Here is a 16010-nt window from a genome sequence, read left to right on the forward strand (position 1 = left end):
CACCCGCAATGCGCCGTTCACAGAGCTGGCTGCGTGGTGGACGGGGCGACCGGGGTGTGATCGGAGGCCGCCGAATGTTTGCTATGGTTTTCCACGTCGCCGCGGGAAACCGCGGGTCACCGGTCCGGGTGGCGGAATGGCAGACGCGCTAGCTTGAGGTGCTAGTGCCCTTTATCGGGCGTGGGGGTTCAAGTCCCCCCTCGGACACAGATCACATCCCCCAGGGTCTCGTTGAGACCGTGGGGGATGTGTCGTTGTGCGGGCCGAGACTCCGTCAGGCCGCCGGCTGCTCAAGGCTCATGCTCGACTGCCGCACTTACGGCCGTGGCCCAGGCCCGCCTGCCTGCGGCGGGTGGGGAGCCGTGGTCGGCGGCGCGGTGTTCCCGTGCAGAATGAGCGGCATGTCTCGTCGTACGTCGCCACGCCCCTGCCCCTGTGGGCGGCCCGCCGCCTATCCGGAGTGCTGCGGTCGGCTGCACTCGGGCCGGGCCGTGGCCGCCACACCGGAGGAGCTGATGCGCTCCCGGTACGCCGCGTTCGCCGTCGGGGACGAGGCGTATCTGCTGCGCACCTGGCATCCGCGGACCCGACCGCCGCGGATCGAGTTCGGCGAGGGGCTGCGCTGGGTGGGCCTGGAGATCCTGGAGACCACCGAGGGCAGCGCGTTCCACAGCACGGGCACGGTGACGTTCCGCGCCCGCTTCACCGAGAGCGGACGGCCGGGCGCGCTGCACGAGCGCAGCCGGTTCGAGCGGGTGGACGGGGCGTGGGTGTACGTGGACGGCGACATCTTCGCCTAGGGCCCGGATGTCGGATGCGGAACGGAGAGGGAAACGGAGAGGACGGTCGGCCGATGGAGCCCGGGCGGGTCGTAGTGGTGATGGGCGTGACCGGGACGGGCAAGTCGACGGTCGGGCAGCTTCTCGCCGGGGAGCTGGATGTGCCGTACGCGGACGCGGACGCGTTCCACTCCGAGGCCAATGTCGCCAAGATGGCGTCCGGGGTTCCGCTCGACGACGCGGACCGGTGGCCGTGGCTCGATGCGATCGGCGCCTGGGCGCGGGACCGGGCCGGGCGCGGCGGAGTGGTGAGCTGCTCCGCGCTGAAGCGGAGTTACCGGGACCGGTTGCGGGCGGCGGCGCCGGGGCTTGTGTTTCTGCATCTGGCCGGGGACCGGGAACTGATCCGGGCACGGCAGGCGGCGCGGAAGGGGCACTTCATGCCGAGCTCCCTGCTGGACTCGCAGTTCGCGACGCTCGAACCGCTCGCGGCGGACGAGGAGGGCGTCGTGGTGGATGTGACGCCCGGGCCCGAGCAGGTCGCGGCCGAGGCCCTCGCGGCGCTGGCGGAACTCGCCTGAGGCGCCGGCGGAACTGCCTTGAGAAGAAGGGCGGGGCGCCGCTCCCCCGGCCTGCGGCGCCCCGCCGGTCAATCGCCGGCCCGGCTCCGCATCCGTACGGCTCCGGCCCGGCTCCACATGCGTACGGCCATCGCCACATGGCCCACGACGGCGGCCAGGACCGCGAGCGCGAGCCAGTCGTGGACGAAGGTCGCCCCGGTACGCCAGGCCAGCGGGGCCAGGCCGGTGAACCACATGAGGAGGCCGGTGCCGAGCATCACCAGGACCGCACCGGCGATCCACGCGGCGTAGAGCTTCTGCCCGGCGTTGAACTTGCCTGCCGGGCGCGGCCGTCGGACGCCGCGCAGGGTCGCCCCCAGCCAGGCGCGGTCGCGCGGCCCGAAGCGGTTCAGGCGGCGCACGTCGGACCGCAGGGCGCGGGAGGCCAGGCCCGCGAGGAACGGGGCGGGGAGCAGCAGGCCGGTCCACTCGTGCACCGTCACCATGAGGTGGCGGCGGCCGACGAGTTGGGCGAGCTGGGGCACGTACAGGCAGGCCGCGGTGGCGAGGCAGAGGACCATGAGGACGGCCGTCGTCCAGTGCGCCGCCTGCTCGGCGCGGCTGAAGCGGCGTACCGGAGCCGGGAGTTCCGGCCGGGAGGCGGCGGGCTCAGACGGTGGGCGCGTCGTCGCGGCCGTTGGACCGGCCGACCCAGGCGTCGACGTCATAGCCTTGCTCCTCCCAGTAGCCGGGCCGGACGTCGGTGGTGACGGTGATGCCCGACAGCCACTTCGCCGACTTGTAGAAGTACATGGGCGCGACATAGAGGCGCGCGGGTCCGCCGTGGTCGTGGGTGAGCGGCTTGTCCTGCATGCGCAGGGCCACCAACACGTCCTTTCTGCGGGCCTGTTGGAGGGTGAGGCTCTCGCTGTACGTCCCGTCGAAGCAGGTGAAGCGGAGGGCGCGGCCCTCGGGGCGCACCCCGGCGGCGTCCAGGAGGTCGGCCAGGCGTACGCCTTCGAAGGGGGTCTTGGGGACCCGCCAGCCGGTGACGCACTGGACGTCGCGGACGATCCGGGTCTGTGGCAGCGCGCGGAGTTCGGCCAGCGTGTAGGTGGTGGGCCGGTCCACCAGGCCGTCGAGCTTCAGGCGGTAGGTGTCCGCGTTTTTCGTCGGTACAGAAGGAGCGACGGAGTAGTAGCGGAAGCCGCCGCCCGCGGGCAGGACGTCGGTCAGGCCCGTGGGGTCCTTACTGGCGACGGCCTCGACGCCGCGTTGGAGCAGCGGCGCCGCGGCCACACCGGCGGCGCCCAGGCCGAGCATGCCGAGGACGATGCGGCGCCCTACAGGGGCGCCGGTTTCCTCGGCCTCCGGCTCTTGGTGGTCGTACGGGGAAGGGCTCACGGGGACGAGTGGAGCACCCTGGGGTGGCTTTCGGCCAGAGGGGACGGCGGTTCGTCAGGCTTTCGTAAGCACTCCTTCTGTGGCACTGCACTCCTTCTGTGGCACTCCTTCTGTAGAGGCGGTTCAGCCGACGGCCTTCGCCGCCGCACGACCGGCCGCCCGGCCGGAGAAGAGGCAGCCGCCGAGGAAGGTGCCCTCCAGGGAGCGGTAGCCATGGACGCCGCCGCCGCCGAACCCGGCGGCCTCCCCCGCCGCGTACACGCCTGGCAGCGGTTCGCCGCCCTCGGTGAGGACGCGGGAGGTGAGGTCGGTCTCCAGGCCGCCGAGGGTCTTGCGGGTGAGGATGTTGAGGCGGACGGCGATCAGCGGGCCCGCCTTCGGGTCGAGGATGCGATGCGGGGTCGCGGTGCGGATGAGACGGTCGCCGAGGAACTTGCGGGAGCCGCGCATCGCGGTGATCTGGAGGTCCTTGGTGAACGGGTTGGCGATCTCGCGGTCCCGTGCGGTGATGACGCGGCGCAGTTCGGCCTCGTCGAGCAGCGGCTCCTTGGTGAGCGCGTTCATGCGGCGTACGAGCGTGGTGAGGTCCTTCTCGACGATGAAATCGGCGCCGTGGTCCATGAACGCCTTGACCGGGCCGGGGACATCCGCGCGCGCCCGGCCGATGACATCACGCACCGACTTGCCCGTCAGATCGGGGTTCTGTTCGGAGCCGGAGAGCGTGAACTCCTTGCCGATGATGCGCTGGTTGAGCACGAACCAGGTGTAGTCGTGACCGGTGTGCATGATGTGGTCGAGCGTGCCGAGGGTGTCGAAACCGGGGAAGAGCGGCACCGGAAGGCGCTTACCCGTGGCGTCCAGCCAGAGCGAGGAGGGGCCGGGCAGGATGCGGATGCCGTGCTGCGGCCAGATGGGGTTCCAGTTCTCGATGCCCTCGGTGTAGTGCCACATGCGGTCGCGGTTGATGAGGCGGCCGCCGGTCTGCTCGGTGATGCCGAGCATCAGGCCGTCGACGTGCGCGGGCACGCCGGAGAGCATGCGGGTGGGCGGAGTGCCCAGGCGCTCGGGCCAGTTGGCGCGGACCAGGTCGTGGTTGCCGCCGATGCCGCCCGAAGTGACGATCACCGCCTGGGCCTTGAGCTCGAAGGCGCCGGTGACGGTGCGGCTGCTCTTCTGGCCGCGCTCGACGGTGGAGGGTTCGAGGATCTCGCCGGTGACGGTGTCGACGGAACCGGCGCTGCGGGCCAGGCCGGTGACCCGGTGCCGGAACCTCAGCTCGACCAGGCCGCGGGCGACGCCCTCCCTGACCCGGCGTTCGAAGGGGGCGACGAGGCCGGGGCCCGTGCCCCACGTGATGTGGAAGCGGGGCACGGAGTTGCCGTGCCCGGTGGCGTCGTAGCCGCCGCGCTCGGCCCAGCCGACCACCGGGAAGAACCGCACGCCCTGCCCGTACAGCCAGGACCGCTTCTCCCCGGCCGCGAAGTCGACGTACGCCTCGGCCCAGCGGCGCGGCCAGTGGTCCTCCTCGCGGTCGAAGGCGGCGGTGCCCAACCAGTCCTGAAGGGCGAGGGCGTGACTGTCCCTGATCCGCATCCGGCGCTGCTCGGGCGAGTCGACGAAGAACAGGCCGCCGAACGACCAGTGCGCCTGACCGCCGAATGACTGCTCGGGCTCCTGGTCAAGGAGGATCACCTTCCGCCCGGCGTCCACGAGTTCCGCGGTGGCCACCAGACCGGCGAGACCGGCCCCGATCACGATCACATCAGCGTCGTACGCCATGGTCATCCGTCCTGTCGGCCGAGTTACTCGTGGGTCAGATCCTCGGGACCGGAAGACGCCGCGTCAACCGCCGGGGCGGGACTGTCAGACCCGGGGTGTTCCATGGAGACATGGCAACGGCAGCAGGCAGTAACGGCAGCGGCGGTGGGGGTGGCGGCAGGAACGCCGACGAACTCCTGGACATCGTCGACGAGCAGGACCGGGTCGTCGGGCAGACGCCCCGCGGCGAGGCGTACGCCCAAGGGCTGCGCCACCGCTGCGCGTTCGTCCTCGCACGGGACGCGGAGGACCGGATCTTCGTGCACCGGCGGACGGCGACCAAGCTGGTGTTCCCCTCGCGGTACGACATGTTCGTGGGCGGCGTCGTGGGCGCGGGCGAGTCGTACGACGAGGCGGCGCTGCGGGAGGCCGAGGAGGAGCTGGGCGTGAGCGGGCTCCCGCGGCCGACACCGCTGTTCAAGTTCTTGTACGTGGACGGGACCGGGGAGGCGGACGGAGCCGGGTCCGGCAGCTGGTGGTCGTACGTGTACGAGGTGCGCTGCACACTCCCCGTGCGGCCGCAGGCGGAGGAGGTCGCCTGGCACGCCTTCCTGCCCGAGGAGGAGCTGATACGGCGGCTCGGCACCTGGGACTGGGTTCCGGACGGGTTCGAGGCGTACCGGCGGCTGCGGGAGTTCCGGGCGGGTGAGCCCCCCGGTCGGGCGGTACGGAAGCGGAGGAGGTGGCGCCGGTAAGGTGCGGAGAATGAGCGGGTTCAGGAAGTCGTTGCAGCTGTGGTGGACGCCGAGGCGCGTCCGTGAGGAGGGCGAGACGCCGGACTATCGGTTCACCCTCGCCAATGAGCGCACCTACCTGGCGTGGATCCGTACGGCGCTGGCCCTGGCCGCCGGCGGCTTCGCGGTGCACCAGTTCCTGCCCGACCTGCGCTGGGCGATCCGCGTCGGGATCGCGGTCGCGCTGCTTGTGGTGGGCGCGCTGTGCGCGGTGCACGCGGTGCGCCACTGGACCCGCTGTGAGCTGGCGATGCGCCACGGCCAGTCGCTGCCGATGTCCCGCTTCCCGGCGGTCCTCAGCCTGGCGGTCGCGGTGGTGGCGGTGCTCCTGGTGGTGCTCGCGGTGTTCGGTCTGGCGAACGGATGAGCGGGCGGACGCGCCGGGTGGTGGGTTCAGTGGTGCGTTCATGAGCGCCGATCCCCAGCCCCCGGTCCCGGCGCGCGACCCCGGGCTGCAGCCGGAGCGGACCCGGCTCGCCTGGCGGCGTACGACGCTGGCCTGCACGGTGGCCGCGGCGCTCGGGGCACGGGTCGTGCTGATGGGCGGGACCGGTCCGGCGCAGCTCGCGGGTGCGGCGGTGGTGCTGCTGCTCTGGGTGGCGTTCCTCGCGCTCGCCCAGCGCCGGATGCGGGACCTGATGTCGGTCCGGCCCGGGTTGCTGCCGGTGCGGATGGCGCTGGGCGTCGCGGGGTGCACCGTGGCACTCGCGGCACTCGCGGTGTTCGTGGTGCGCTGACCGGGTTGGTTGCCGCGTTGCCCCGGGCAGAGCCTGTCGGTCGAGACCTGCTGGCCGGGATGTGCGGGCCGAGATGTGTCGGCCGAGGTCTGTCAGGCCGTGCCTGGTGTCAGTGGTCGTCCCAGTGACCGTCGTGGGCCGCGTGCCGGTGGCCGTCGTGGATGTAATCGACGTGGTCACCGTGGCGCACCGCGGTGTGGCCGCAGTCCGCGCCGTGCTGGTGCTCGTGGCCCTCGTGCGGGGCGTGGGCCGTGGGCTCGCACTCGTCCCAGTGGTCGCCGTGCTTGCGGTGCAGATGGCCGTCGTGGGCGTAGTCCACGTGGTCGCCGTGCAGCACCTCCGTATGACCGCAGGCCGGGCCATGGGTGTGCTCGTGAACGGGGTGTTCCTGGTGGAGGGTGGTCATGTGCTGCTCACCTTCGGGTGACTCAGTCATGCCGCGGCATGGACGCCGCGGCAACTTCCCCGCCCAGACTAGTCCCGAATGGCACGGTTCGTCCGAATGGCGACCGGTCCGGTGCTGCCGCGCACGTCGGCCCCGGTCCGCACGCGCACGTCGACCCCATCCCGCACGGGCATGTCGATCCCGGTCCGCACGGGCAGCGGCCCGGGTTACCCCGCCTCGCCGCCAACTGACAAGATCGGAGCGCCCAGTTGACCGAAGGCAGGGGGAGCCGCATGACCGCCGGCGAGCCGTACACCGTCCAACTCGCGTCCGACGTGCACGCCTACGTCCAGCCGGACGGCGGCTGGTGCCTGAACAACGCCGGGTGGGTCGGTGCGGGTGACGCCACGCTGCTCGTGGACACCGCGGCCACCGAGCGGCGCGCCCGGGCGCTGCGTACGGCGCTGCTCGAGAGCGGTGCCGCCGCCCCCGACCTCGTGGTCAACACGCATTACCACGGCGATCACACCTACGGGAACGGCGTGTTCGCGCCCGAGGCCCGGATCGTCTCGCACGCCGCCTGCCGCCGCGAGGCGCTCGCGTCCGGCGCCCACCTCGAACTGCTCTGGCCCGAGACCGACTACGGCGCGATAAAGCTGCGCGCCGCGGACCTCGCGTACGAGGACCGCATGACCGTGCACCGCGACGGCGGCCCGCGGATCGAGCTGATCCATCCGGGGCCCGCGCACACCACCGGTGACACGCTCGTCTGGCTGCCGGAGCGGCGGATCGTGTTCACCGGCGACGTGGTCTTCGAGGGCGGTACGCCGTTCGTCCTGATGGGCTCCCTCACCGGGTCGCTGCGCGCCCTCGACCTGCTGCGCGGACTGGGCGCGCGCACCGTGGTGCCGGGGCACGGAGCGGTCACCGATCCTTCGGTGTTCGACCGGGTCGAGCGGTATCTGCGGTTCGTGGGCACGGTGGCCGAGGAGGCGTACGCCAAGGGGCTCACGCCTCTTGAGGCGGCCCGCACGACGGACCTGGGCGCGTTCGCCGAGCTGCGCGAGAGCGAGCGGCTCGTCGCCAATCTGCACCGCGCGTACGCCGAATTGGCGGGTGAGCCGCTCGGCAGCCCCGTCGACCCGATCGCCGGATTCGGCGACATGGCCACGCTCAACGGCGGGCGGATGGTGGCCTGCCATGCCTAGGGGTTGAACGGCTCGTTCTCGAGCGCCGGACGGGCCGAAAACGGACACCCACTAGACGCGCATACCGACTGGTCGGCATCATGCTCCTCGGAATCAAACACGAGGGAGCGAACGCATGACCTCAGAGCAGCCTCCGGGTCTCGACCTCGACGCGCTGCGCGCCCTTCTGGACCGCGAGCGGCCGGGCCTGGTGCGCGGGCCGCTCAGCGCGCGGCTCATCGAGGGTGGCCGGTCGAATCTGACGTACGCCGTGACCGACGGCGAGAGCCGCTGGGTGGTGCGTCGGCCGCCGCTCGGGCATGTGCTCGCCACCGCACACGACATGCGGCGCGAGCACCGGGTGATCAGCGCGCTGCGCCCGACGGGGGTGCCGGTGCCCGGCACGGTGCTGCTGTGCGAGGACGAGTCGGTGCTCGGGGCGCCGTTCTACGTCATGGAGTTCGTCGCCGGGACGCCGTACCGGACCGCTGATGAGCTGGCCGCGATCGGCCCGGAGCGGACCCGCGCCGCCGTACTCGGCCTCGTGGACACCCTGGTCGAGCTGCACGCCGTCGACCCGGCCGCCGCGGGGCTCGGTGACTTCGGGCGCCCCGAGGGCTTTCTGGACCGGCAGTTGCGCCGCTGGGGCAAGCAGCTGGACGCCTCCCGCAACCGCGAGCTCGCCGGGATCGACGAGCTGCACGCCGCGCTCGGCCGCGAGCTGCCCCGCTCCCCCGCGCCCACCGTGGTGCACGGCGACTACCGGCTCGACAACGTCCTGGTCGACGGCGACGAGCGGATCAGGGCGGTGCTCGACTGGGAGATGTCGACGCTCGGCGACCCGCTCACCGACCTCGGCCTGCTCGCGATGTACAGCGTGCCGGTGCACATGCCGGACTCTCCGGTCAGCACCACCGCCGCGGCCGCGGGCCACCCCGCACCGCGGGAGCTGATCCAGCGGTACGCGGAGCGGTCCGGGCGGGACGTGTCGGGCGTTGCCTGGTACACGGCGTTCGCCTGGTTCAAGCTCGCCGTGATTCTTGAGGGCATCCACTACCGCTACACGCTCGGGCAGACCGTCGGCGACGGCTTCGACCGCATCGGCGAGCTGGTCCCGTTCTTCATCGAGCACGGCCTCACCACCCTCCAGGAAGGCTGATCCCGTATGGACTTCGCATTCGACGCACGCACCGAGGAGCTGCGCGCCAAGCTGCTCGCCTTCATGGACGAGCATGTCTATCCGGCGCAGGACGTGATGCGCGCGCAGCACGCGTCGCTCGCGTCGCCGTGGGAGACGCCGCCCGTGGTCGAGGAGGTCAAGGCCGAGGCCCGGCGGCAGGGTCTGTGGAATCTCTTCCTGCCGGACGCCGAGCACGGGGCGGGGCTCACGAATCTGCAGTACGCGCCGCTCGCCGAAATCACCGGGCGCGCCCCGCAGTTGGCGCCCACGGCGCTGAACTGTGCGGCGCCGGACACCGGGAACATGGAGGTGCTCGCCCAGTTCGGCTCCGACGAGCAGCAGAAGCAGTGGCTCGATCCGCTGCTCGCGGGCGAGATCCGGTCGGCGTTCGCGATGACCGAGCCGGAGGTGGCGTCCTCGGATGCGACGAACATCGAGACCCGGATCGAACGCGACGGCGACGCGTACGTCATCAACGGGCGCAAGTGGTTCATCTCCGGGGCCATGAACCCGAATTGCCGGATCTTCATCGTGATGGGCAAGACGGATCCGGACGGTGCCGATGTGCGGCGGCAGCAGTCCATGGTGCTCGTGCCGCGCGACACCCCCGGCCTCGAAGTACGGCGCGCCATGACGGTGTACGGCTATGAGGACCACTGGCACGGCGGCCACGCCGAGGTCGTCTTCGACAACGTCCGGGTCCCGGCGTCGAACCTGATCGGTGAGGAGGGCGGCGGCTTCGCCATCGCGCAGGCGCGGCTCGGGCCCGGCCGGATCCACCACTGCATGCGGCTGATCGGCATGGCCGAGCGGGCGATCGAGCTGATGTGCCGGCGTGCGGTGTCCCGGACCGCGTTCGGCAAGCCGCTCGCGCAGCAGGGCGTGGTGCAGGAGTGGATCGCCGACGCGCGCGTGGCCGTGGAGCAGCTGCGGCTGCTCGTACTGAAGACGGCCTGGCTGATGGACACGGTCGGCAACAAGGGCGCGCACACCGAGATCCAGGCCATCAAGATCGCGACACCGCGCACCGTCGTGGACATCCTCGACCGCGCGGTGCAGCTGCACGGCGCGGGCGGCGTCAGCCAGGACTTCCCGCTGGCCGAGCTGTGGGCCTCGGCGCGCACGCTGATGCTCGCGGACGGGCCGGACGAGGTGCATCAGCGGTCGCTGGCGCGGCGGGAGTTGAAGGCGTACCTCTAGGAGGCACGGCCCTGCGGCCGTAGGCGAAAGCGTCTCTACAGAAGGAGCGTCGCCTACGGTCGCAGCGCCCTCAGCAGCAGGTCCGCGAGGTGGTCCGCCACCTGGCGCGGGGTGAGCGGGCCGTCCGGGCGGTACCAGGTGGACAGGTGGTGGACCGAGCCGAAGTGGTAGTCCACCACCAGGTCCGCCGGGGTGGCCGTGGAGAAGACCCCGGCTTCCTGGCCCTCCTCGATGAGGGCGCGGAACCGTTCGTGGTAGCGGCGCCGCTCCACGCGTACCTGCTTGTTCTTCTCCGGGCTGAGGTGGTGCATGGAGCGGAAGAAGATCGAGGCGTCGTCGAGGTTCTCGATGGTGGTGACCACCACGTCCGCGGCGGCATCGCGGAGCCGCTGCTCCACGGGCGCGTCGGCGTCCGCGAAGGCGTCGAGGCGCTCCTGCTGGAGGCGGAGCACGCGCGCGTAGACCTCGTGCAGCAGGTCTTCCTTGGAGCCGAAGTAGTGGTAGAGGGCGCCCTTGGTGACGCCCGCCGCCTCGACGATCTCCTGCACGGAGGTACGGTCGTAGCCCCGCTCGGCGAAGAGCCTGGTGGCGGCGGCCAGGAGCCGCTGCGGTACGGGCGTACCGTCGTTGTCCGTCGCCTTGGCCATTGCTGCCACCTGCCTTTCGTCCGCACTTGCGCACTTACTGGGGACGGGAACGCAGTTCCCGTCGGAGGATCTTCCCACTCGTGGTCTTCGGCAGCTCCGGCAGGACCTCGACCTCGCGCGGGTACTTGTACGCGGCCAGGCGCTCCTCGCAGTACGCGACCAGGTCGTCCGGGGCCGCCTCGGTGCCGGGGCGGAGGCTGACATACGCCTTGACCGACTCGCCGCGGTAGGCGTCGGGGACGCCGACGACGGCGGCCTCGCGGACGGCCGGGTGGGTGTAGAGCACGTCCTCGACCTCGCGCGGCCAGACCTTGAAGCCGGAGGCGTTGATCATGTCCTTCTTGCGGTCGACGACGTAGAGCCAGCCGTCAGGGTCCATGAACCCGATGTCGCCGGTGCGCAGTTCGCCGTCCGGGAAGGTCTTGGCGGTGGCCTCGGGGCGGCCCCAGTAGCCGGGCACGACCTGGGGGCCGCGCACCGCGATCTCGCCCTGGGTGCCGAACGGCACGTCCTGGCCCTTGTCGTCGACGATCCGTACGACGGTCTCCGGCCCTGGCACACCGACCGACAGGGTCCCGGACTCCGGGTCCACCGGGGCCTCGCGCTCGGGCGGTACGGAGGCGCAGGGGGCGGTGCACTCGGTGAGGCCGTAGCCGTTGCGCAGGTACGGCCCGAAGCCCGCGCGGAACTTCTCCACCAGGGCGGGCGGCAGCGGCGCCCCGCCGGAGGAGATGATCTGGAAGGAGGCGAAGTGGTCGCGGGTGGCGGCCGGATGGGCGGCCAGGGCCATGAACGCGGTGGCCGGGCCGACCGTATAGGCGGGGCGGTGCTCGGTGAAGGCGTCCAGGACGACACCGGCCTCGAAGCGGTAGGCGAGCGCGAGGGTGCCCGCGTTGGCGGCGCAGGTACCCAACTGGCAGACCATGCCGGTGATGTGGAAGAGCGGGGCGAGCGCGAAGTACGTCGCTCCTTCAGTAAGGGGGTGTCCGGTGCGCTGCCGTTCTGCGTTGTACGTGATGTTCCCGTGCCGGTTCATGGCGCCCTTGGGGGTGCCGCTGGTGCCCGAGGTGTAGCTGATCAACGCGATGTCGTCGGCGGTGGGTTCGCGGCCCTCGGGCGCGGGCGCGCCCGCGCGTGCGACGGTCAGCAGGTCATCGGCGTCCGGTGCCTGCGGCTGCCGTTCGAAGTTGAGTACGCGTGCGTCGTCGCGGCTCTGCAGATCCAACTCGCAGGCGGTGAGCACGATCCGCACCGGCGAATCGGCCGCGGTCTCGCGCAGATACGAGGCCCAGGCGCGGTCCGAGCAGACAAGGGCGGTCACCGTGGCGTCGTGCAGCACGTGCCGGACCTCGGCCGCCTTGTACATGGGGTTGACCGGCACGACCGTGGCACCGGCCTTCCAGGCGCCGAGCACGGCGAGCACGAAGTGCGGGGAGTTCTGCAGGACGACCGCGACCCGGTCGCCGCGCGCGAGCCCGCGGGCCGCCAAGTGCCCGGCGACCGCGTCGGACAGGGCGTCGACCTCGGCGTAGTTGACCCGGCCGTCGAAGTAGGCGAGCGCGGTGCGTTCGGGGGCGCGGGCGGCGGCCGCACGGAAGGCGTGCACGAGCGAGGCGGGCGGCGTGACGGGGGCGCGCTGGGCCTCGCTGAGCCGGCCCAGCCAGGGCATGTCGGCGTAGGACCCGGTCGTCCGGGCGGCGTGCGGCGCGGTCACTCGGCGGCCTCCCACTTCTGCTGGATGTGGTTCATGTTGGTCAGCCAGCGGTCCGGCGAGAAGGCCCGCGCCTGGTAGTACGCGGCGACCTCCGGGTGCGGCAGGATCAGGAACTCGTCCTGCTCGATGCCGTCGAAGAGCGCGTCGGCGACGTCCTCCGGCTCTATCGCGGTGGGCGTGAGGACCAGCTCGCCCGCGGAGCCCGCGGCGTCCAGCATCTCGGTGCGCACGCCCTGCGGGCAGATGGCGTGCACCTTGATGCCGCGGTGCCGGTAGGTGAGCGAGAGCCACTCGGCGAAGGCGTACGCGCCGTGCTTGGTGACGCTGTACGGGGCGGCGCCGACCATGGTGAGCAGTCCGGCCGCCGACACGGTGGAGACGAAGCGGCCCTCGCCGCGCGCCAGCCAGCCGGGCAGAAGCGCCTGTGCGGCGCGGACGTGGGCCATGACGTTCACGTCCCAGGCCGCGGCCCAGACGTCCTCGGGGGCGTCCTCGGTGCCGCCGGAGGCGAGCCCGGCGTTGGCGCAGTAGATGTCGATGGTGCCGCCGAGGGCCACGCGCGCGCGGTCGACGATGGCGGAGGCGTCCCCGGGGACCGCCATCCCGCCGCAGTCGGCCGCGACCGCTTCGGCCCGGTCGGCGTCTATGTCGTTGACGGCGACCTTGGCGCCCTCGGCCGCGAACCGGCGCGCCAGGGCGGCGCCGATGCCGCCGCCGGCTCCGGTGACGACGACTGACTTGCCCTGCACGGTGTCCACGTTTCGGCTCTCCATCCGCGTGTATCGCCATGACTGCTGTCGCAGACTAACCAGTCGGTACGGGGTGAGGGAAGGGGCGGTGGCGGGGCAGCGGGCGCACTCGTCCACAAACGCCGGACGGGCAGGTGGTTCCCGGCTAGCGTGCCTTTATGCCGCTCTCTCGACGCGCACTGCTCGCCACAGCCTCCGGCGCCGCCGTCGCCGCCACCGCGAGCGCCCCGCCCGCCGGTGCCACGGACCGGCTGCGCACCGGATTCGAGCAGCTGGCCGAGGACGGATACGCGCTGCTCGACGGGCAGCGCGTCGGCATCGTCACCAACCCCACCGGCGTCACGAGGGACGTGCGCCACATCGTGGACGTGCTGCACGCCGATGAACGGGTGCGGCTGACCGCCGTGTTCGGGCCCGAGCACGGTTTCCGGGGGACGGCGCAGGCGGGTGGCTCGGAGGGCAAGTACGAGGATCCCGCTACCGGGCTTCCGGTCTACGACACGTACCGGACGTCCGGCGAGGAGCTTGCGGACATCTTCCGGGACGCGCGCGTGGACACCGTCGTCTTCGATATCCAGGATGTGGGCGCCCGCTTCTACACGTACATCTGGACGCTCTACGACTGCATGGTGGCCGCCCGCCTGGCCGGTAAGCGGTTCGTGGTGCTCGACCGGCCGAATCCGGTGACCGGCCGCGCTGCCCAAGGCCCGGTCCTGCACCGGAAGTTCGCGAGTTTCGTCGGCCGGGAGCCGATCGCGCAGGCGCACGGGATGACGGTCGCCGAGCTGGCGCGGCTGTTCAACGGGGAATTCCTGAAGCGGCCGGTCGAGCTGGCGACCGTGCCGATGCGGGGGTGGCGGCGCGGGGACTTCTACGACGCCTCGGGGCTGCCGTGGGTGCCGCCGAGCCCCAATATGCCGACACCCGACACGGCCCTCGGGTACGCCGGTACCTGCCTGTTCGAGGGCACGAACCTCTCCGAGGGGCGCGGCACCACGCGGCCGTTCGAGCTGCTCGGCGCCGAGGGCATCGACCGGGCGTGGGCGGCCGCGGCGAACCGGCTCGACCTGCCGGGCGTGCACTTCAGGGAGGCCTACTTCCAGCCCACCTTCTCCAAGTTCGCGGGCAGGACGGTCGGCGGGGTGCAGCTGCATGTGCACGACCGGGAGGTCTTCGAGCCCGTACGTACCGGGATCGGGCTCCTGGTGACCGCGAAGCGGGTGTGGCCGTCGTTCGCCTGGCGCGAGGACCGATGGATCGACAAGCTCACGGGCTCCGAGCGAGTGCGCACGATGATCGACGCGGGCGCCGGGGTGGACGACGTGGTGGGCGCCTGGCAGGGCGAGTTGGCGGAGTTCCGGGAGATGCGCGGGCGGTATCTGGCGTACTGAGCCGCCCGGAGCACCCGGGGCAGGCGGGGCAGGCGGGGCAGGCGGCTACGGCGTCTCGTTATGCGGGATCGGGCGTCCCACGTATTGACTGTACTGGCCACCGATCGCCACAGTGCGGGCGTGCTCAAAGATGACAGTTCCCCTGCCGAACAACCCACCGCCAAAAACCCCGAGAGCCCCGAGAGCTTACGGCGGGTGGCCGTCGCCAGCTTCATCGGCACCGCCATCGAGTTCTACGACTTCTACGTCTACGGAACCGCCGCGGCCCTCGTCCTCAACGACGCGTTCTTCCCGAACCTCGACCCGGTGAACGGCACTCTCGCCGCGTTCTCCACATACGCCGTGGCGTTCGCCGCCCGGCCGATCGGGTCGCTCGTCTTCGGGCACTTCGGGGACCGCGTCGGGCGCAAGTCCGTGCTCGTCGCCTCGCTGCTCCTGATGGGGCTCTCCACCGCCCTCGTCGGGCTGCTTCCCGGGTACGGCACCTGGGGCGTCTGGGCGCCGCTGCTGCTCGTCCTGCTGCGCTTTCTCCAGGGCGTGGGCCTGGGCGGCGAGTGGGGCGGTGCCGCGCTGCTCGCCGTGGAGCACGCGCCGCGCGGGAAGCGCGGGCTGTTCGCCGCGTTCCCGCAACTCGGGCCGTCCGTGGGCTTCTTCGCGGCGACCGGTGTGTTCTGGCTGCTCTCCTCCGTCCTGAACGACGCGGCGTTCCGCTCCTGGGGCTGGCGGGTGCCGTTCCTGCTGTCGTTCCTCCTGGTGGCCGTCGGCCTCTTCGTCCGCCTGAAGATCAGCGAGACTCCGGTCTTCGCGCGCGTGATGGCCGCGCAAGAGGCCAGCCGCGCCCCGGCGTTCGAGGTCTTCAAGCGGCACCCCAAGGAGCTGCTGCTCGGCGCGGGCGGCATGATCGTGGCGTACGGGCTCTTCTACACGGCCACGACCTACTGCCTGGCGTACGGCACCACCACCCTCGGGATATCCCGGAACACGATGCTCGCCCTGTCCCTGGTGGCGTGCGTCTGCCTGGCGGCCGGTACCTGGCTGGCGGCGACCAGGTCCGACGCGGGCGGGCGGCGCAAGCTGGTGCTCGCCGGGACCGGGCTCGCCGTGGTGTGGGGTCTGGTGCTGTTCCCGCTGATGGATACCGAGCAGCCGGTGCTCGTCGCGGTGGCGCTCGGCGGGGCGCTGTTCTGCATGGGCGTGGTGTACGGGCCCATGGGCGCTTATCTGCCGGAGCTGTTCGGGGCGCGGGTGCGCTACTCGGGCGCGTCGCTCGCGTACAACCTCGGCGGGATCGCGGGCGGGGCGGTCGCTCCGCTGGTGGCCACGAGGTTGCAAGCGGAGTTCGGGTCCGGGGCTGTCGGGTGGTACGTCAGTGCCATGGCTGTGGTGTCGCTGCTGTGCGTGCTCGCGCTGCCGGAGACGCGGGAGCGGTCGCTGGGGTAGCGGCGGGGCGGGCCCGGGATTCCTTCTCCCCGGTCCCGCCCCTTCCCGTAAGCAGGGGGCTCTGCCCCCTGCACCCCCGCTCCTC

The 16010-nt window shown here is 71.7% G+C and carries 17 protein-coding genes and 1 tRNA gene; 11 read left to right on the forward strand and 7 right to left on the reverse strand.

Going from position 1 to position 16010, the window contains the following annotated elements; genetic code table 11:
- Positions 1-122: 122 nt before the first annotated feature.
- From ACWD10_RS23925 to ACWD10_RS23935, 3 genes are all read left to right on the forward strand, one after another.
- A tRNA-Leu gene (locus ACWD10_RS23925) sits at positions 123-207 on the forward strand.
- 194 nt (positions 208-401) lie between these two features.
- Positions 402-800 carry a YchJ family protein gene (locus tag ACWD10_RS23930; protein WP_451094197.1) on the forward strand — a complete coding sequence of 133 codons (399 nt, stop codon included), beginning with the start codon at positions 402-404 and terminating at the stop codon, positions 798-800.
- 53 nt (positions 801-853) lie between these two features.
- Positions 854-1360 carry a gluconokinase gene (locus ACWD10_RS23935; RefSeq protein WP_451094199.1) on the forward strand — a complete coding sequence of 169 codons (507 nt, stop codon included), beginning with the start codon at positions 854-856 and terminating at the stop codon, positions 1358-1360.
- A 68-nt stretch (positions 1361-1428) separates the two neighbouring features.
- Here the strand turns inward: ACWD10_RS23935 and ACWD10_RS23940 are convergent, their stop codons facing one another.
- The 3 genes from ACWD10_RS23940 to ACWD10_RS23950 all read right to left on the reverse strand — a co-directional run bounded on the left by ACWD10_RS23940 (position 1429) and on the right by ACWD10_RS23950 (position 4522).
- Complete coding sequence (locus ACWD10_RS23940) at positions 1429-2067, reverse strand: cytochrome b/b6 domain-containing protein (RefSeq protein WP_451094201.1); 639 nt, start codon at positions 2065-2067, stop codon at positions 1429-1431.
- Positions 2009-2662, reverse strand: a complete 654-nt coding sequence (locus tag ACWD10_RS23945; protein WP_451094251.1) for a molybdopterin-dependent oxidoreductase — start codon at positions 2660-2662, stop codon at positions 2009-2011. The genes ACWD10_RS23940 and ACWD10_RS23945 overlap by 59 nt, the downstream gene beginning before the upstream one ends.
- A gap of 204 nt (positions 2663-2866) precedes the next feature.
- On the reverse strand, positions 2867-4522 hold the full coding sequence (locus ACWD10_RS23950) for an FAD-binding dehydrogenase (RefSeq protein ID WP_451094203.1): 1656 nt from the start codon (positions 4520-4522) through the stop codon (positions 2867-2869).
- Between the two features lie 110 nt (positions 4523-4632).
- On the opposite strand from ACWD10_RS23950, the gene ACWD10_RS23955 reads away from it, so the two are divergent.
- The 3 genes from ACWD10_RS23955 to ACWD10_RS23965 are packed head-to-tail and all read left to right on the forward strand — an operon-like array spanning position 4633 to position 6032.
- Positions 4633-5256: an NUDIX domain-containing protein gene (locus ACWD10_RS23955; RefSeq protein WP_451094205.1), complete on the forward strand. Its 624-nt coding sequence runs from the start codon at positions 4633-4635 to the stop codon at positions 5254-5256.
- Between the two features lie 10 nt (positions 5257-5266).
- Complete coding sequence (locus ACWD10_RS23960; protein ID WP_451094207.1) at positions 5267-5662, forward strand: YidH family protein; 396 nt, start codon at positions 5267-5269, stop codon at positions 5660-5662.
- Positions 5663-5702: 40 nt separating this feature from the next.
- Positions 5703-6032 (forward strand): DUF202 domain-containing protein, encoded by a 330-nt coding sequence (locus tag ACWD10_RS23965; RefSeq protein WP_451094209.1) that lies wholly within the window; start codon positions 5703-5705, stop codon positions 6030-6032.
- 109 nt (positions 6033-6141) lie between these two features.
- Here ACWD10_RS23965 and ACWD10_RS23970 read toward each other — a convergent pair whose 3' ends face one another.
- Positions 6142-6438 (reverse strand): hypothetical protein, encoded by a 297-nt coding sequence (locus ACWD10_RS23970; protein ID WP_451094211.1) that lies wholly within the window; start codon positions 6436-6438, stop codon positions 6142-6144.
- A gap of 272 nt (positions 6439-6710) precedes the next feature.
- Between ACWD10_RS23970 and ACWD10_RS23975 the strand changes: the two genes are divergently transcribed.
- From ACWD10_RS23975 to ACWD10_RS23985, 3 genes are all read left to right on the forward strand, one after another.
- Positions 6711-7625, forward strand: coding sequence for an MBL fold metallo-hydrolase (locus tag ACWD10_RS23975; RefSeq protein ID WP_451094213.1), 915 nt, complete (start codon positions 6711-6713; stop codon positions 7623-7625).
- 115 nt (positions 7626-7740) lie between these two features.
- Positions 7741-8763, forward strand: a complete 1023-nt coding sequence (locus tag ACWD10_RS23980; RefSeq protein ID WP_451094215.1) for a phosphotransferase family protein — start codon at positions 7741-7743, stop codon at positions 8761-8763.
- Positions 8764-8769: 6 nt separating this feature from the next.
- A complete protein-coding gene (locus ACWD10_RS23985; protein WP_451094217.1) occupies positions 8770-9984 on the forward strand; it encodes an acyl-CoA dehydrogenase family protein in 1215 nt (404 codons plus the stop codon).
- Between the two features lie 53 nt (positions 9985-10037).
- Here ACWD10_RS23985 and ACWD10_RS23990 read toward each other — a convergent pair whose 3' ends face one another.
- The 3 genes from ACWD10_RS23990 to ACWD10_RS24000 are packed head-to-tail and all read right to left on the reverse strand — an operon-like array spanning position 10038 to position 13118.
- Complete coding sequence (locus ACWD10_RS23990) at positions 10038-10631, reverse strand: TetR/AcrR family transcriptional regulator (protein ID WP_451094219.1); 594 nt, start codon at positions 10629-10631, stop codon at positions 10038-10040.
- Between the two features lie 34 nt (positions 10632-10665).
- Positions 10666-12300, reverse strand: a complete 1635-nt coding sequence (locus tag ACWD10_RS23995) for an AMP-binding protein (RefSeq protein WP_451094253.1) — start codon at positions 12298-12300, stop codon at positions 10666-10668.
- 41 nt (positions 12301-12341) lie between these two features.
- Positions 12342-13118: an SDR family oxidoreductase gene (locus tag ACWD10_RS24000; protein WP_451094221.1), complete on the reverse strand. Its 777-nt coding sequence runs from the start codon at positions 13116-13118 to the stop codon at positions 12342-12344.
- A gap of 134 nt (positions 13119-13252) precedes the next feature.
- On the opposite strand from ACWD10_RS24000, the gene ACWD10_RS24005 reads away from it, so the two are divergent.
- On the forward strand, positions 13253-14485 hold the full coding sequence (locus ACWD10_RS24005; RefSeq protein WP_451094223.1) for an exo-beta-N-acetylmuramidase NamZ family protein: 1233 nt from the start codon (positions 13253-13255) through the stop codon (positions 14483-14485).
- Between the two features lie 120 nt (positions 14486-14605).
- Positions 14606-15925: an MFS transporter gene (locus ACWD10_RS24010; RefSeq protein ID WP_451094225.1), complete on the forward strand. Its 1320-nt coding sequence runs from the start codon at positions 14606-14608 to the stop codon at positions 15923-15925.
- Positions 15926-16010 lie beyond the last annotated feature (85 nt).

The sequence above is a fragment of the Streptomyces sp. NPDC002851 genome (assembly GCF_053591935.1).

Excerpts from the sequence above, each read along its gene's own strand:
- ACWD10_RS23950 (WP_451094203.1), bottom strand. The coding sequence starts at position 4,522 with ATGGCGTACGACGCTGATGTGATCGTGATCGGGGCCGGTCTCGCCGGT.
- ACWD10_RS23985 (WP_451094217.1), top strand. The coding sequence starts at position 8,770 with ATGGACTTCGCATTCGACGCACGCACCGAGGAGCTGCGCGCCAAGCTG.
- ACWD10_RS23970 (WP_451094211.1), bottom strand. The coding sequence starts at position 6,438 with ATGACCACCCTCCACCAGGAACACCCCGTTCACGAGCACACCCATGGC.
- ACWD10_RS23975 (WP_451094213.1), top strand. The coding sequence starts at position 6,711 with ATGACCGCCGGCGAGCCGTACACCGTCCAACTCGCGTCCGACGTGCAC.
- ACWD10_RS23995 (WP_451094253.1), bottom strand. The coding sequence starts at position 12,300 with ATGCCCTGGCTGGGCCGGCTCAGCGAGGCCCAGCGCGCCCCCGTCACG.
- ACWD10_RS23935 (WP_451094199.1), top strand. The coding sequence starts at position 854 with ATGGAGCCCGGGCGGGTCGTAGTGGTGATGGGCGTGACCGGGACGGGC.
- ACWD10_RS23990 (WP_451094219.1), bottom strand. The coding sequence starts at position 10,631 with ATGGCCAAGGCGACGGACAACGACGGTACGCCCGTACCGCAGCGGCTC.
- ACWD10_RS23930 (WP_451094197.1), top strand. The coding sequence starts at position 402 with ATGTCTCGTCGTACGTCGCCACGCCCCTGCCCCTGTGGGCGGCCCGCC.
- ACWD10_RS23945 (WP_451094251.1), bottom strand. The coding sequence starts at position 2,662 with ATGCTCGGCCTGGGCGCCGCCGGTGTGGCCGCGGCGCCGCTGCTCCAA.
- ACWD10_RS24000 (WP_451094221.1), bottom strand. The coding sequence starts at position 13,118 with ATGGAGAGCCGAAACGTGGACACCGTGCAGGGCAAGTCAGTCGTCGTC.
- ACWD10_RS23955 (WP_451094205.1), top strand. The coding sequence starts at position 4,633 with ATGGCAACGGCAGCAGGCAGTAACGGCAGCGGCGGTGGGGGTGGCGGC.
- ACWD10_RS23965 (WP_451094209.1), top strand. The coding sequence starts at position 5,703 with ATGAGCGCCGATCCCCAGCCCCCGGTCCCGGCGCGCGACCCCGGGCTG.
- ACWD10_RS23940 (WP_451094201.1), bottom strand. The coding sequence starts at position 2,067 with ATGACGTCGACGCCTGGGTCGGCCGGTCCAACGGCCGCGACGACGCGC.
- ACWD10_RS23960 (WP_451094207.1), top strand. The coding sequence starts at position 5,267 with ATGAGCGGGTTCAGGAAGTCGTTGCAGCTGTGGTGGACGCCGAGGCGC.
- ACWD10_RS24005 (WP_451094223.1), top strand. The coding sequence starts at position 13,253 with ATGCCGCTCTCTCGACGCGCACTGCTCGCCACAGCCTCCGGCGCCGCC.
- ACWD10_RS23980 (WP_451094215.1), top strand. The coding sequence starts at position 7,741 with ATGACCTCAGAGCAGCCTCCGGGTCTCGACCTCGACGCGCTGCGCGCC.